A 15,107-nucleotide genomic window follows, 5' to 3' on the forward strand; every position below is an offset into this window, starting at 1 on the left:
CAGGTTTGCTGATCACCCTAAGTAGGGCGAGAGCCTTCGAGATGTTAGGGACTTGCGCTTTGATAATGTGCCATCTGGCCGGTCTGGTTCTTCTACAGAGCGATTTTCTGGCTGGGATATTATTCCCACGCAAGTCCCTTATCCCAGAAACCATGAGACTCTTGCTAGAACAAATGAACTAAAAAAATCTCTCGTCACCATTCTTGCCAGAATTATGAGAATTACGTTACATTTAGTTAAGATTTAATTGGCTGCGGGGATTAATCTCGAAAAAATAACGTAAAGTCCTTGACAAAAACAGCTAAATGAGTTAAGCAAAAATCTTTATCCTAGAACCACTAAACAAACATGAAACTATCCTGGAAAACGATTTTACTGTGGACATTGCCCGCCCTTGTGGTCGGTTTTTTCCTCTGGCAAGGCACTTTTGCCACCGCCACCAGTAATATCGGCAATAACACCGCCAGTACCCGCATGACCTACGGACGCTTTCTAGAATACCTAGACAGTGGTAGGGTTGTTAGCGTCGATCTCTACGAAGGTGGCAGAACCGCGATCGTACAGGCCCTAGATCCAGAACTAGAAAACCGAGTACAACGCCTACGGGTCGATTTACCGGCCAATTCCCCCGATTTGATCGCCCGTTTACGCGATTCTAAAATTAGTTTCGATGCTCACCCGATGCGGAATGACGGCGCTTGGTGGGGATTCCTCGGTAATCTACTTTTCCCCTTTTTGCTGATTGCCGCTCTCTTTTTCCTGTTCCGCCGTTCTAATAATATGCCAGGCGGCCCCGGTCAAGCGATGAGTTTTGGCAAATCAAAAGCTCGTTTCCAGATGGAAGCGAAAACCGGCATCACCTTTGATGATGTGGCAGGAATTGACGAAGCGAAGGAAGAATTACAGGAAGTCGTCACTTTCCTCAAACAACCGGAGAAATTTACCGCCGTCGGTGCCAAAATCCCCAAAGGAGTCCTGTTAGTTGGCCCTCCGGGTACGGGTAAAACCCTGTTGGCTAAAGCGATCGCCGGTGAAGCGGGTGTACCTTTCTTCAGCATTTCCGGTTCGGAATTTGTGGAAATGTTTGTCGGTGTCGGTGCTTCTCGCGTGCGCGATTTGTTCAAAAAAGCCAAGGAAAATGCTCCCTGTTTAATATTTATCGATGAAATTGACGCAGTAGGTCGTCAACGGGGTGCCGGTATCGGTGGTGGTAACGATGAACGGGAACAAACCCTAAACCAATTATTGACAGAAATGGACGGTTTCGAGGGGAATACGGGAATTATTATCATTGCCGCCACTAACCGCCCCGATGTTCTCGATTCCGCTCTCATGCGTCCGGGCCGTTTTGATCGCCAAGTAACCGTCGATGCGCCCGATTTTAAAGGTCGTTTAGAGATTTTAGACGTTCACGCCCGCAATAAAAAGCTGGCTAACGACGTTTCCATCGAAGCGATCGCCCGTCGCACTCCGGGGTTCAGTGGAGCAGATTTAGCCAATTTACTCAACGAAGCGGCAATTTTAACCGCCCGTCGTCGTAAAGATGCCATTACCCTCCTGGAGATAGATGATGCGGTAGATCGCGTTATCGCGGGTATGGAAGGTACTCCTTTAGTCGATAGCAAGAGCAAGCGCCTAATCGCTTACCATGAAGTGGGTCATGCGATCGTGGGTACGCTCTTAAAAGATCACGATCCCGTCCAGAAAGTGACTCTGATTCCCCGGGGACAGGCCCAGGGTTTAACTTGGTTCACTCCCAACGAAGAACAGGGTTTAACCACGAAAGCGCAGTTAATGGCCCGGATTTCCGGTGCTTTAGGTGGTCGGGCGGCTGAGGAAGAAATCTTCGGCTATGATGAGGTGACTACCGGTGCCGGTGGCGATTTACAGCAAGTTTCTGATATGGCCCGCCAGATGGTGACTCGTTTCGGGATGAGCGATTTGGGTCCTTTGTCCCTAGAAAGTCAAGGGGGTGAAGTGTTCCTCGGTGGCGGTTTGATGACTCGTTCCGAGTATTCTGAGAAGGTCGCTACTCGCATTGATGATCAGGTGCGATCAATCGTGGAACACTGTCATGAAATTTCTCGGCAAATTGTCCGCGATCATCGCGAAGTGATCGATCGAGTGGTGGACCTGCTGATCGAAAAAGAAACGATTGATGGGCAAGAATTCCGGCAAATTGTGGCTGAATACGCCTACGTTCCCGAAAAAGAACAGTTTGTACCACAGTTATAGGTTGATTTCAATCTATGTGCGATCGGGTGGGTTAAGACTCACCCGATTTTTTTATGCTAGTTAGGGTTTGCTGAATAAATGTGAAATGTAGGCAAGGTAAGAGTTTTGTGGCTTTTCTCGCGAAACAGGTGCAAGATTTTGAGAGAATCGTCGTTCAAAACCTTGCGTCTTCATCGGCCCGCGTCCTGTAGGGGCGAAGCATTCGGACAATAACCTATCGGTGAAACCGTAGATTTTCTAACCGAATGCTTCGCCCGTACTTTTTGCCGCAAACCCTAGTTAAGGGTTCAAAAACGGCAAAAATAAAGATTAAATGGCGTAAAATCTGTAAATAGACGATTTAATTGCTTATTATTCATTCTTAATTCTCCTGACTACTGACTACTGGCTACTGACTCCTAACCCCACCAACAAACTTTTTGCCGCAAACCCTAGTCATCGTCATCGTCATCGTCATCATCTTTATTCTGGTCATTATCATCGTCTTTTTGCCGATTTTCCCCGTCTTTATCGCTATCTTCGTCTTTTTGCGGTGATTCCACCGTGGTAGGGACGTTTTTCGGTTCCTCGGCTTCTTTTCCCCCCTGACAAGCACCTAAAACCGTAGTCAAGGTTAACAGAATCAGCAAAACTAAGGATTTGATTTTCATGGTCTTTCTCCCCACTCGATCGATAAATATAACAATTTTAAGACTTTTGGGCGGTGGATAGCTTGGCTAATGCCAAGAAAGTGCATTCCCAGACTAAACGGGGTTGAACGTAGGCTAACAGCTGCCGGCGGGTTTTTTCCAAGATTTCTAAAATCGATCGCTCTCGTCGTCGTTGCCAATCCTCATACTGAAGATAACTCACATACCATAATTGGGTTTCCGTGTCAAGAGTTTGAGCAATAATTTTGGCTAATTCCAGTGCTTGGGAGAGTTTTAGGGGAAATTTGCTCAAAGATCGCGGTAAATCTTGGGGGAGACTGTCGAGAAATTCTAAAGCGGCGATCGCTTCTCCGGGGCTACCTTGAGCTAAACCGAGAATTGCTGGATAATTGAGAACGCGAGCGTGTCCGTTAGAGCGCAGGACTTGAGCGAGATTTTCTTCCGAAAGACGCTGAAAAGGGATATGTTGACAGCGAGAAACGAGAGTCGGTAGTAAAGAGGAGGGACTGGGAGCAATTAGGATTAAAGTGGCTTTTCCAGGTTCCTCAAGCGTTTTTAAGAGGGCATTTGCTGCTGATTCCGTCATGGTGTCTGCTTGCTCGATCACTACCACAGAGCGGGACGATTCCAGGGGAGGACGACTTAAAAAGTTAGTAATCTCGCGAATTTGTTCGATGCGGATTTGCGGGGGAGCTTTACGCTTGAGATTGCTTTCCTGTGCTTCTTTTGCGGTGAGCAGTTTGCCTTGGTGTTGATAAGTGGGTTCAATCCAGAGTAAATCAGGATGATTGCCCCCCAGAAAGCGTTTCAGGATTAATTCCCTTGTTTCCGGCGATCGATCTCTAGTTAATAAGTCTTGACAGAAACATTTTGCTGCTAGATTGCGTCCAATCCCTTTAGCGCCGGCGAATAAGTAAGCGGGAGCGATCGAATTGACTTCAAGCGCTCTTTGTAGTAGTTCAATGGCCTGATTTTGACCGATTAACCTTGACCAATTTATCATCTTTTCCCTGCCATGGCTCGCTATTGCTGTTCCTATTTTGTCGGGATTTCTCCTCATCAGACCGGGTTTTTATACGATGATATATTAAGTTTGGGTGAATTTGAAATCATCAAGCGCCGGCCTGATGTCTTGCTTTTATCGGAAGTTCCTAACGATGCTCTCTTTCCCCAGTTAGTGAAAGTGGAATTATTTATTCATCCTCCCACTAGCTCGGAACTTCAGATCGATTTATTGGTAAAAAATCATGAGCTGCCCCTGAGAACTAATAATCGTTGTCGGCAATTTTTCCAATCTATTCACCAGATTATTACCAACAATTATCAAGGTCAATCCCTGACCAGAATTACCGCTTAACCCGATTTGTTCCTGTCTCCGTCAACTGACAAAGACAGGGACAAAATACCATCTTATAGCAGTTATCTTAATGGTGAGGTGGGAAGTCTCTAGTTTTTGGGAACGCCAGAACAGTAGCTGGTCATCCAGAGATGATACCAAATTGGGTGCATCTCAATTTGGTCGAAATATCTATATTAGAGCGTTTCTCCTAAAGATGAAGTGTAACCCAATTTAGTATAATGTTTATTCACTTTTCCTGGTAACGCTGGCCATCACCCACGCCAGATAACTTCTGCATCATAGCGATCCAGTTTCGACGGTCGGTGTGCATGGGCTTTGTTAGACTAAGAGCCCACAATCTCAGGAATTGGGCTCTCCCAGGTTTGGTGGGTAAAATGTATTCTAAGATACATTCCTCCTAGCGAGGGAGTGGAAGGAACCACAGAGACACAGAGGACACAAAGATCGATCGATCTAGGTCTATGTCCTCTGGCAATAACAGAAAGGAAAATTGTTAGAGTAATTTCTGTTGTTCAGCTTCCTGAAGAGTTTGATGTAGATGATAAAGAGTAATTAATATTGTCAATCCTAAAATGAGAGACAAGATTGGCAAAGAAACTATCTCCACTCCTACACCATGTTGACGCATTAGATAAGGAAAATAACTGAAGAGAGATACAAGATTAATAATAATTGGCACGAAAAAATAACGGGGGTAATAAAAACCAAAAATAATGGAAATAACATCGGCAGCAAAAAAGTATCTTTCGTGCATCTTCGGCAGTACATAAGGGACAACCAAGACTGAGATAAGAGCCAGTTGAATCATTACTGGTGTAGTAATTTTAAGGTGACTTTTGTAAATTATGTAAACGAGGTACACAATAACAGTTACTGTCAGCAATGAGCCCAGGGGAACAACCCTTGAATAAAATTGATTGGAAATCCATAGATATAGATTAGGAGCATTTAATGTCAGATCTTTAAATGTTCCGGCTTGATTGAGATAAATTGACAATAAACTGTTTATTGATCTGCCTGCCATCCAACTTGGAACTAGAGAGATAAAATATACTAAGGGAACAATTAATAATGAAGACCAAGAGATATATTTTTTGACACCAAGCATGATTAAAAAAGGCGCAAAAAACATTGCTTGTTGCTTAAAAGAAACAGCGATACCAAAACATATTAATCCTAATATATTTCGCTCAATAGCTAGATAATAGAGACAGGCAACTAACCAAAATGTATAAAGCATATCTGTCTGTCCCCAGTAAGAACTATTCAAAAAAACTGTAGGGGAAAACAAGACAATAATAGCAGCAATAATTGGTAATTTGCCTCTAGAATATTTGAGGCGAACTAGCTTATAAACAAAAAAAGCACAGAGAAAATCAAAAGGGATTGTAATCAGCTTGATAGCAAGAATTTTAGGCAAACTAGAATAAATATAAGAAGCAATAACCATTAAATACAAGTAAGGAGGATTGTAGTTAGCAAAATCATATTTAAAAGCACTAAATCCTCCGTTCTGGACGATAAAATCATACCACTTACTGTAATATTTCATATCCGAGGTTGAGTTTTGCCAGCGACTCAGCCGTAGTAAAAAGGCAAGAATTACACTAATTATCACAATGGTTTGATTTTCAAATCTGCGCCAGAAACTTTGTAGTAAATTCATGAAAAATAACCTAATTAAACATCAAATATTAAGTGTAAGTAGCTGGTTGTAATTAAATATGAAACGTGGGATTGGCATCTTGCCCGTCCACAGGAACTAGAAGCCTCTTCCACCCTCCAACAACTGTAACCGTTCAGGGGGGGGGGTGTCAAGCAGTCAGTGGTATTGACTGTGTGGAAGGACTCTCCTGGAGCAGCAGAGAGGGAGAGTTACTATCCCTCCTAGAGGCGCAGATCGCTTCGGTCATAAATTCCAAGACATTGCGTTTATGAGAACGCAGACTCGTCACTACTGTCAGCATCTGCGCTACAAAAACACTACCCGCCTTACTTTGGGAGCCAAAGCTAGTGTGCCGCCACAGCACTGCTGGGCGAACTGCCCTCTGGGCAGCATTATTTCTCGGCTCCAATCCCTCCATCGTGACGAACAACCAGACGGCTTCCACTTTCAGCAGTTGGCGCTGAGAGGTAGACAAACCGAGAGTGCCAACAGATAGCATAATCCTACGCTCTCCCCAGTGAATATTACTTCTCGGTTAAGAGAATTTGGGTTCTGTTTTGATCATCTTCGACGATGAAAAAAATGCTCTTTTTGGCTCTCTTGGGTAACGAACCACAAAGACATAGAGGACACAGAGATTGATCGATCCTGTATCAGTTAAACTTATCACACAAAGAATAAGAGAGCTGCTCTTTTTGGTGCTTGATAGATTTATCGAGAAAAAATCGATAATTGTTTTAGTTTTTGCCTTCCTGCGTCGATTTGAGCGGAGGAAATTGACGACGTAAAAGCAGGGAATTACTCACTACCATAACCGAACTAAAAGCCATCAAAGCTGCTGCTAAGGCCGGACTGAAAGCTAGACCCCAACGGGGCAGTAATAAACCACCAGCAATGGGAATAGCAAATGTATTATAACCCAAAGCCCAAAAAAGATTCTGTCGGATTTTTTGCCATGTGGCCAGACTTAAATGCAGAGATTGCACCACATCTTCTAGGCGATCGCTAATTAAAACGATCCCGGCCGTTTCCATGGCCACTTCCGTGCCACCGGCCAGAGCAATACCGATGTTAGCCTGTCCTAGTGCGGGAGCGTCATTGATACCATCCCCGACCATAGCGACGATTTTGCCCTCTTTTGTCTGTAGGTCGGCAATTAAAGCGGATTTTTCGGTGGGAGCAACTTGGGCATAAAATTGACTAATACCCAAACTATTAGCGATCGCTGTCACCACTTCTTGGCGATCACCACTGAGTAAAATCACCTCTAAACCGAGTTTTTGCAACTGATTAACGGTTGTTTGAGCATCGGGACGTAATCGATCCTGAAAAGCGATCGCGCCGAGTAATTGTTCTTCCATACCCAGATAAATCACCGTTTTACCCGCCTCTAAAAGCTCTTGAATACTGGGGATAGTTTCATCGATTTTAATGCCGTTCTGTGCCAACCATTGCCGATTTCCTAGAACAATTTTTGACCCCTGCACCCTTGCCGAAACTCCCAATCCGGCCACAGTTTGAAAATCTTCCCCCGTCAGGTTAGTAGGAGGAGTAACCGCGTCTAAAATCGCTTGAGCAAGAGGATGATTAGTACCACTCTCCACTACTGCCGCTAATTGTTGAATTTCTAGGGAATTAAGCTCAGAAAAACTCAAATAATCGGTAATTTCTGGATGACCTTGGCTAAGGGTTCCCGTTTTGTCAAAAACCACCGTTTGCAGTTGCGAGACGGTTTCCAAAACATCGCCCCCTTTAATTAAAATACCCCGTTCGGCTGCTAAACTGGTTCCCACCAGTAGGGCCGTTGGTGTGGCTAAACCGAGAGCGCAGGGACAAGCGACCACAAGCACAGAAATCGCTAATTTTAGGGACAAAAGTAGGGGAGAAGTGGATTGAATCATCTCGTGGTGTCCTGTGGTTGATCCTAACACCTCTGGAAAGAGCCTAGTTCCCCAAAAATACCAAAAGAGCAGCACAATTAGGGCAATTATCATGACTCCGTAGGCAAAATAACCCGCTACCCGGTCCGCTATCTTCTGTACCGGGGCCTTGCGAGTTTGGGCTGATTCCACGGCTGCGATAATCTTAGCTAGGGTGGTATCGGTCCCCACCTGACGAGTTTGCACAGCGATCGCACCAGAGAGATTGAAACTACCAGCAATGACTAAATCTCCCATTTCCTTAACCACCGGCAGCGATTCCCCCGTTAATAAAGCTTCATCTACCGTGGTTCTTCCCTGAATAATCTCCCCATCCACGGGAATTTTTTCCCCGGGTAAGACGCGCACCCATTCCCCGACGCGCAGCTGTTCCACCGGAATCGCCACACCCACACGGTCATCTGTACTACCAATTAGGTGAGCCACTGCCGGTTGTAGGGAAGTAAGCGCTTCTAAGTCTGCGGCTGCGCGATGACGGGAATGCGCTTCTAGAGTCCGTCCGAGGAGAATAAAACCTAACAGCATGACTGGTTCATCAAAAAAGCACTCTAGACCGAGATTAGGGAAGATAAGAGCCAAACAACTGGCTATATAGGCGCTACCTGTGCCTAAACTAACGAGAGTGTTCATATTTGGCATCCCGTGCCGTAATCCCCGCCAACCATCGATGAAAATATCGCGGCCGGGGAATAAAATGGCTAGGGTGGCTAAGGTCCAGTGAAAAGCAATACTTTGAAGGATGGGGATTTCTGGTCCCCCGATGTGGTGTAAGTGACCAATCAGGGAAAAAACCAGTAAACAACAAGCGATCGCTAATCGGTATAATTGTTGTTGCCGTTCTTTTTGTTGGTTTTGCAGCCGTTGATTTTGTTGAGAAAGGGGAGTCGATGAGCTGCGCGGTTGGGTGGGGAATCCAATCGCGGTTAATTTTGCGGCTAACTGCTCTGGTGCGATCGCATCTGGTTGGTATTCAATCACGGCAATTTCCGTGATTAGATTAACTTGGGCCGATTTTACCCCTTGATTTTGGCTGAGTTGTCTTTCTACGGCACTCACACAGCCGGCGCATTTCATGCCTTTTACGTCTAGAGTAGCGGTTTTTAGTCCAGTTTCGGCGGCTAGGATCATAGAAAAAGTAGGCAAGGATGGTCTTTACTTCTATCCTAGAAATTCTCGGCCGATTTTTAAACTATTTTGGCGATCTCTTCCGGATCCATTCTCGATCGGCAATAGTTAGACTACAATAGTGTCAACTTAGTCAAAGGACTACAAAGGTGGTAATGATATGCGGCGTTATCTCAGAGAAGCATGGAAGGATATAAAACAAGGTGAAAACCTTGATCTCTACATAATAATTCCTACTGCGTTAGTAATTGGCATACTAAACTTGTTGGGTATTAAGGAGGTGGAGTCTAAATTAAGTGCGATAACTTTAGTAATTCTAGGCTTTATAGCAGGCTCTCTACTATCAAATCGAAAATCTACCAAAGAATTAAAAGAAGCAACAAACAATGTTCAATCATCTACCAACGACTTAAAAGCAGAAATTATCAATGAAGTAAAAGAAGCAACAAACAATGTTCAATCATCTACCAACGACTTAAAAGAAGAAATTATCAATTTCAGAGAAGCAATTAACAACGGAAACCTTAAAATAGATCAACAAAATACTCTTTATGAAGAGCTTATTAAACGGATTTTAAAAAATAAAACTCCTGAAAAGATAACTTTCATTCAACATTCAGGAGTTTTACTTAGGGATAAAATCCTTGCTCCTCTCATGCGCTTAAACACGAAGATTATTCTTTATCAACAGTGCGATGAAATCTGGGATACTCTTAATTTAGGTGGAGATACAAAGGATAGGATTTCAGGAGTTCCAAAGGAATTGTATTTGAGAGAACGTAACAACCGAAATGATCCTAATAATTGCTATAAGGCTAATCTCTACATAAAACGCTTTTATTCCCCTGCATCTGTTAGGGCTGTCTTGGTTGATAGCGATGTATTAATTATAAGTTGGTACGTTTATTCTCAAGACGACGAAGGAAAAACAAACATAAAAGGCTCAGAATATCCCGGATTAATGGTTTTCAAAGAAACGACTGAATTTGCTATCTTGAAGTTTATGCTGGAAACAATCTGTAAAGATCTTGATAAAGAATGTTTAGATCAACCTGAAGATTATCCAGGATCTCAGTTAATTCATATACACGAAGCTAAACCCCATTGACAGAGAACACCGTAGCTGCAGGGTGCGTTCCCTAATGCAATTGCGATGCCGAAGGCACTGCATAGCAGCACGCCGATCTGGTAGGGTGCGTTAACGAAGTGAACGCACCTTATCTAATGTTCAAAATTCGGGCGTTACGCTGACGCTAACACACCCTACTGGACTGACACAGCTAAAATAGGGCAATAGATAGGCTCAACTGAGGACATCAATCATGAGAAGATGTAGGCGAGATAAAGTTCATCTGACAGTCGCACAACGAGAAAACTTTGAACAAATCAGTGGGGGAGGGTTCATAACAGAGTACGCTAATCGGCATAACACGCTTATCGTAATCTCTGGATGATCTTGGAGACGATTCCTTGGAGCATCATCATGAGCAAGCTTGTAAGCTTTCAATGGTAACTACTGTTAGCACCATTGAAAGCTTAGGTTGAGGATTAATGATTCTGATACAATCTTCAGTCAAAGCTAAGTTGACCACTAAGGTTATCTGGCAAGCCAAAAGCTTACAGTAATTTACAGAGTCAACGAGCACGACAAGAGTTTACTGCTGGTAGTATGTACAGATGTGCATACTATAATTGAGATGGCTTACCAATGGAATAGAGACAAGGCAGCAACCAATCTTCGCAAGCACGGTATTGACTTTGCTGATGCAGTATCGGTTTTTTCAGATGATCTGGCAATTACCATTCCAGACGAACGGTTTGGTGAGGAACGGTTTGTCACAATCGGTGTCGATGCTTTTGGCAGGGTTTTAGTGGTTGTTTACACGATACGGGACGATGAAACTCGGATCATCTCCGCCCGCAAAGCAACTCGGCAAGAACGACAACAGTATGAGGAAGGATAATTATGGAAGCGGAATATGATTTTAGTCAGGGTAAACGAGGGGCGATCGATCCAATACCACCTGGAAAAACTCGTATCACAATCCGGTTAGATGATGAGGTTTTAGCGTGGTTTCGTGAGCAAGTTCATTTAGCAGGTGGAGGAAACTACCAAACCCTTATTAATGAAGCATTGCACCAGTATATTCAGCAAAGCCGTGAGCCTTTGGAAGAAACCCTACGCAGAGTTGTTCGTGAAGAACTTGAGCGCATTGAGCGATGAAGTGCTTGCAGAGGGCTAACATTCAAATGCAGCGGACGGTTGAAAGCCGCTGGCGCTGAGTTCGAGGATATCTGCCGCCGCTGATTTGAGACGTTATACTGAATCGGTTTTTAATAGCATGATTAACTCCCAATCCCACTTGAAAAACCCGCTCCCTTCTCCCCACTGCTGTAACAAAAAACAACTATCCCCCGATAGCGATCGCTAAAGGTCGAATAATTATAAATTTTTGCTAAGGGTGGGGTCAGATATAGGAATCATGGCTAGAATGAGCTTAATTGTCAGGAATTTAGTGCGATCACCTCGCCCGTAGGTTGGGTTGACGCAAGGAAACCCAACATCAATCAACTCATAACAGAGTGCGATGCCGAAGGCACTGCGTAGCAGCACGCTGATCTGGTAGGGTGGGTTAATGAAATGTAACGGTGCGATTCGTTTCTAGGGGAATAAATAGCCTAGAGTGCTGATAAAACAGCATAACTGACAAAAAGGATGTAGGTGAAAGACCTACCCTGTAAGGGATACAGTGACTCCCAACCTGCCCCCAGTGACTAGACTCGGAAATCTAGCGCTCTTGGAGGAACTCTGGCAAAAATCTTACAGTCTCTCAACTCTGGCTCTCTTATGGGGTAAGCCTTCAAGCGAGTGCTAACTAACAGAAACCCGAAATCTGAGTTTTTATTAGAAAAAAAGTTAGCGTTCCCTTGTCAAGCAAGGGTTTCAAAACCTAGATTCGGTCAGGGATTTCCGAAAGTCCCAGAAGAGCGCTAGAGGCTGAAGCGGGGAACAAGGACGCAATCAGAGCCAAAACAGATAGGCGCAAGGAGCGTTAATGGGGAGTGCGATGCCGAAGGCACTGCATAGCAGTACGCCGATCTGGTAGGGTGGGTTAACGAAGTGAACGCACTAATTCCCTCGCAAACCCTCAAAATAAAGCTCAAATGCGATAGAGTGAGGGACAAATAAAATTCAGAAAGTGCTGTGAGGGAAACCGTCTATATTGAAACCAGCATTATTGGCTATCTGACAGCCAGATCGACCCGAAATTTGGTTATTGCTGGGAATATCGAAACGACAAGGGACTGGTGGCAAAATCGCCGTAATGATTTTCTTCTCTATATTTCACAGGTTGTTTTAGATGAAGTCGCTAAGGGAGATACAGAGATTGCTTTGAAAAGGTTAGAAATTGTCAATGAAATGCCTTTGGTTGAACTCAATCAGGCTGTACGCAACTTGGCAGCCCAGTTTCTTATACGAAGCAACCTTCCTGCCAAAGCTTCTGATGATGCGGTTCACATTGCTGCGGCGACTGTCCACGGGCTAGATTACTTGTTAACATGGAACTGTAAACATATTGCCAACGCTCAAATTCAGAGGAAGTTGGCAGAGATCAGTCTTGATTTGGGATAAGTACCTAGGCAAAATTAATTACACATATCTAACCCCGCTCTTGCCTCTTGCCTCTTGCCTCTTGCCTATCTTCACTAGGAAATTAATTTTGCACGACTACTTACGAGTTAAGTACCTAAGCAAAATTAATTACACATATCTAACCCCGCTCTTGCCTCTTGCCCCTTGCCTCTTGCCTATCTTCACTAGGAAATTAATTTTGCACGACTACTTACCCATAATTTGTACTCCTTACGAACTTTTAGGAGATTATAACGATGTGGCAAGATGACATTTTAGATGAAATTCATAAATTTCGAGAAGAACACGCTAAATCCTTTAACTACGATTTGGATGCAATGTTTGTAGATTGGCAAAAAAGACAAGCAGAAAGTGGCAGGCAGGTAGTCAGCTTACCACCAAAGCAAGGTCTAACAAGTCGTTGGAGCCGACCAAAACAGGATGAACCACAAGAATCTCAAATCTAATCGTGGCGGCTCAACTTAGCCGTTATGCCGACCAGCGAGTCAAGTGCGATCGTTCAGATTGTAGCGATCGCTGATCTGGTAGGGTGCGTTAACGAAGTGAACACACCTTATCTAATGTTCAAAATCCGTGCGTTACGCTGACGCTAACACACCCTACATCATACTCGATCGCCAAGATTAAGTGATTGCCAAAGCGATCGGGTATAACACAGTGCGATCGTTCTGATCGTTAATGAAATGTAAAGCATCTTTTGATACTAAACTTAAGTTTTGAAGTGGAGTAGCAAGTGTTGTTTAGATGCAATTTGAATGGAATCCGGACAAAGCAAACTCAAACTGGAAAAAGCATGGTGTTTCATTCAACGAGGCATCTACTGTTTTCAACGATCCTTTATCTATAACATTCCCTGATCCAGATCATTCCTATGGTGAGGAGCGTTACGTTATCATTGGATTATCAAATGCTAATCGCATCCTGATAGTCCCTCATACAGATCGAGCAGATCGAGTTCGGATTATCAGCGCACGAGAGGCAACCCGAAATGAGCGGAGATTTTATCAAGATGGAGAGTAATCACGAGCTAGAAGACGACTCAAGACCTGAGTATGACTTTAGCAAGATGCGGGGTGGTGTTAGAGGAAAATATGTCGAACGCTACAGAGCAGGAACAAATATAGTATTACTAGATCCAGATGTTGCTCAAGCATTTCCAACCAGTGACTCGGTTAATGAGGCACTTCGACTACTCATGCAAATCGCCCAAAGGCAGAAGTCTAACAATGCGTTGGAGCCGACTTCTCAAATGTGATCTTCAAAAGCTGTAGGGTTCGTTCCCTAATGCAGGATTTTTGAGAACGCACCATGCACATTGATTGAAGCTGTGAGGTTAGGTACGATGCCGAAGGCACGGCCTAGCAGTACGCCGATCTGGTCGCGTAAGGGGCGGGCTATAATGAACATAGATAGATAGTCCGTCCTCAGCAGTTAGAAAATAATGCCTCAAGCACTCGAAGCCGTATTTGATGGGACAGCCCTTCAACTGGAAGAACCCTTAAACCTAGCCGCAGGCACGAGGGTGACAATTATCATTGAAAGTGTTTTACCCAATGAAGTAAAACCACCTAAAACGTTTCTGAAAACTGCTCAGTCTCTGCAATTACAGGGTGAACCTGATTGGTCAGAAAAAATTGACCAATATTTGTCTGGTGAAACCATTGACCATAATGACTGTTGAGGAATGTTAGCGAAGATTCCCAATGTTTAGGTTAAAATAGAGGGGCAAAAGTTGCCACAGGGTCGCTTCAATGACAGTTCGACAACCCCGCTACAGCAAAGAAGAATTTGCCCGACGTGGACACGAAGTCTATGAGTCTCAGGTACGCTCCCAAATCGAGGAAGGGAATCATGGGAAGATTGTAGCAATAGACATCGAAACAGGGGCTTTTGAAGTGGCTGACGACAGCCTAACAGCTGCTAAACAACTGTTAATACGTTTTCCTGATGCACAAATATTTGGTATTCGCATTGGACATCGTGCCGTCCATCGTTTTGGCTTTCGTTCCCCCAGTGTGTTGCCATGATGATGGGGAGCGTCAATTCGCGCCGAGAAGCAATTATTCAATTCGTAGTGCTAGGCGAAAATCACCAGAGGCAAGCGATTAAAGCAGTTATTGACACTGGTTACACTGGATTTATCACGTTGCCTTCTGCTATCATTACAACCCTAGGATTAACGTGGTATATGCAAGAAGAGGGAATCTTGGGCGATGGAAGCCTCTGTATGTTTAACGTATTTGAGGCAACTGTGATCTGGGATGGTCAGATCAAATCTATTGAAATCAATGAGTCAGAGACAGATCCATTAGTTGGTATGGGTTTACTTGATGGCTATGAGTTGAATATTCAGGGTTTTGCTGGGGGATTAGTGACAATTAAACCTTTGTCATAGTCTCTAGTTAGAAAAAGGCGTTGTCAAATTGAAAGATAGTCAGAATCAGCACCGGAACTGAAATTACTTTGATAACAAGGA

17 protein-coding genes and 1 pseudogene are annotated in these 15,107 nt (G+C 44.1%); 13 read left to right on the forward strand and 5 right to left on the reverse strand.

The genetic code is table 11. The annotated features are described in order from the left end of the window. Positions 1-182: hypothetical protein (locus tag O9324_RS03000; RefSeq protein WP_271956583.1), on the forward strand; the 182-nt coding region annotated here is incomplete at its 5' end. 166 nt (positions 183-348) lie between these two features. Beyond that, entirely contained in the window at positions 349-2,235 is a 1,887-nt protein-coding gene (gene ftsH2, locus O9324_RS03005) for an ATP-dependent zinc metalloprotease FtsH2 (protein WP_002767533.1), read from the forward strand. A gap of 431 nt (positions 2,236-2,666) precedes the next feature. On the opposite strand, the gene O9324_RS03010 is transcribed toward ftsH2, so the two are convergent. Together O9324_RS03010 and holB are read right to left on the reverse strand one after the other, a co-directional pair. Then, positions 2,667-2,885, reverse strand: coding sequence for a neurohypophysial hormones like protein (locus O9324_RS03010; RefSeq protein ID WP_287630599.1), 219 nt, complete (start codon positions 2,883-2,885; stop codon positions 2,667-2,669). A gap of 37 nt (positions 2,886-2,922) precedes the next feature. After that, the gene (holB, locus tag O9324_RS03015; protein ID WP_288139435.1) at positions 2,923-3,888 is read right to left on the reverse strand and encodes a DNA polymerase III subunit delta'; all 966 of its coding nucleotides are present in this window, start codon (positions 3,886-3,888) and stop codon (positions 2,923-2,925) included. 12 nt (positions 3,889-3,900) lie between these two features. Here holB and O9324_RS03020 point away from each other — a divergent pair, with 12 nt between their 5' ends. Further along, positions 3,901-4,242 carry a hypothetical protein gene (locus tag O9324_RS03020; RefSeq protein ID WP_002782458.1) on the forward strand — a complete coding sequence of 114 codons (342 nt, stop codon included), beginning with the start codon at positions 3,901-3,903 and terminating at the stop codon, positions 4,240-4,242. 496 nt (positions 4,243-4,738) lie between these two features. Here O9324_RS03020 and O9324_RS03025 read toward each other — a convergent pair whose 3' ends face one another. From O9324_RS03025 to O9324_RS03035, 3 genes and pseudogenes are all read right to left on the reverse strand, one after another. Then, a complete protein-coding gene (locus O9324_RS03025) occupies positions 4,739-5,911 on the reverse strand; it encodes a putative hexosyltransferase (RefSeq protein WP_288139436.1) in 1,173 nt (390 codons plus the stop codon). 148 nt (positions 5,912-6,059) lie between these two features. Continuing rightward, positions 6,060-6,371: pseudogene (locus O9324_RS03030) on the reverse strand (IS66-like element ISStau2 family transposase); the annotation flags it as partial. 277 nt (positions 6,372-6,648) lie between these two features. Beyond that, a complete protein-coding gene (locus tag O9324_RS03035; RefSeq protein WP_288139437.1) occupies positions 6,649-8,979 on the reverse strand; it encodes a heavy metal translocating P-type ATPase in 2,331 nt (776 codons plus the stop codon). A gap of 157 nt (positions 8,980-9,136) precedes the next feature. Between O9324_RS03035 and O9324_RS03040 the strand changes: the two genes are divergently transcribed. From O9324_RS03040 to O9324_RS03085, 10 genes are all read left to right on the forward strand, one after another. Next, positions 9,137-10,084 carry a hypothetical protein gene (locus tag O9324_RS03040; protein ID WP_288139438.1) on the forward strand — a complete coding sequence of 316 codons (948 nt, stop codon included), beginning with the start codon at positions 9,137-9,139 and terminating at the stop codon, positions 10,082-10,084. Positions 10,085-10,673: 589 nt separating this feature from the next. Continuing rightward, complete coding sequence (locus O9324_RS03045) at positions 10,674-10,940, forward strand: BrnT family toxin (RefSeq protein WP_002764752.1); 267 nt, start codon at positions 10,674-10,676, stop codon at positions 10,938-10,940. A 2-nt stretch (positions 10,941-10,942) separates the two neighbouring features. Continuing rightward, the gene (locus O9324_RS03050) at positions 10,943-11,200 is read left to right on the forward strand and encodes a BrnA antitoxin family protein (protein ID WP_002764754.1); all 258 of its coding nucleotides are present in this window, start codon (positions 10,943-10,945) and stop codon (positions 11,198-11,200) included. A 981-nt stretch (positions 11,201-12,181) separates the two neighbouring features. Next, positions 12,182-12,610: a type II toxin-antitoxin system VapC family toxin gene (locus tag O9324_RS03055; RefSeq protein ID WP_288139439.1), complete on the forward strand. Its 429-nt coding sequence runs from the start codon at positions 12,182-12,184 to the stop codon at positions 12,608-12,610. 257 nt (positions 12,611-12,867) lie between these two features. Beyond that, on the forward strand, positions 12,868-13,077 hold the full coding sequence (locus O9324_RS03060; protein WP_002732654.1) for a hypothetical protein: 210 nt from the start codon (positions 12,868-12,870) through the stop codon (positions 13,075-13,077). A gap of 298 nt (positions 13,078-13,375) precedes the next feature. After that, on the forward strand, positions 13,376-13,651 hold the full coding sequence (locus O9324_RS03065; protein WP_002803123.1) for a BrnT family toxin: 276 nt from the start codon (positions 13,376-13,378) through the stop codon (positions 13,649-13,651). Next, complete coding sequence (locus O9324_RS03070; RefSeq protein ID WP_287630601.1) at positions 13,620-13,886, forward strand: hypothetical protein; 267 nt, start codon at positions 13,620-13,622, stop codon at positions 13,884-13,886. The genes O9324_RS03065 and O9324_RS03070 overlap by 32 nt, the downstream gene beginning before the upstream one ends. Positions 13,887-14,072: 186 nt before the next feature. Next, a complete protein-coding gene (locus O9324_RS03075) occupies positions 14,073-14,312 on the forward strand; it encodes an antitoxin family protein (RefSeq protein ID WP_002787146.1) in 240 nt (79 codons plus the stop codon). A gap of 70 nt (positions 14,313-14,382) precedes the next feature. Continuing rightward, on the forward strand, positions 14,383-14,658 hold the full coding sequence (locus tag O9324_RS03080; RefSeq protein ID WP_002793815.1) for a hypothetical protein: 276 nt from the start codon (positions 14,383-14,385) through the stop codon (positions 14,656-14,658). Further along, positions 14,655-15,026 carry a clan AA aspartic protease gene (locus O9324_RS03085; RefSeq protein WP_288139440.1) on the forward strand — a complete coding sequence of 124 codons (372 nt, stop codon included), beginning with the start codon at positions 14,655-14,657 and terminating at the stop codon, positions 15,024-15,026. The genes O9324_RS03080 and O9324_RS03085 overlap by 4 nt, the downstream gene beginning before the upstream one ends. Positions 15,027-15,107: the final 81 nt, after the last annotated feature.

It is taken from the genome of Microcystis sp. LE19-84.1B, from assembly GCF_027531875.1.
GTDB lineage: Bacteria > Cyanobacteriota > Cyanobacteriia > Cyanobacteriales > Microcystaceae > Microcystis > Microcystis panniformis.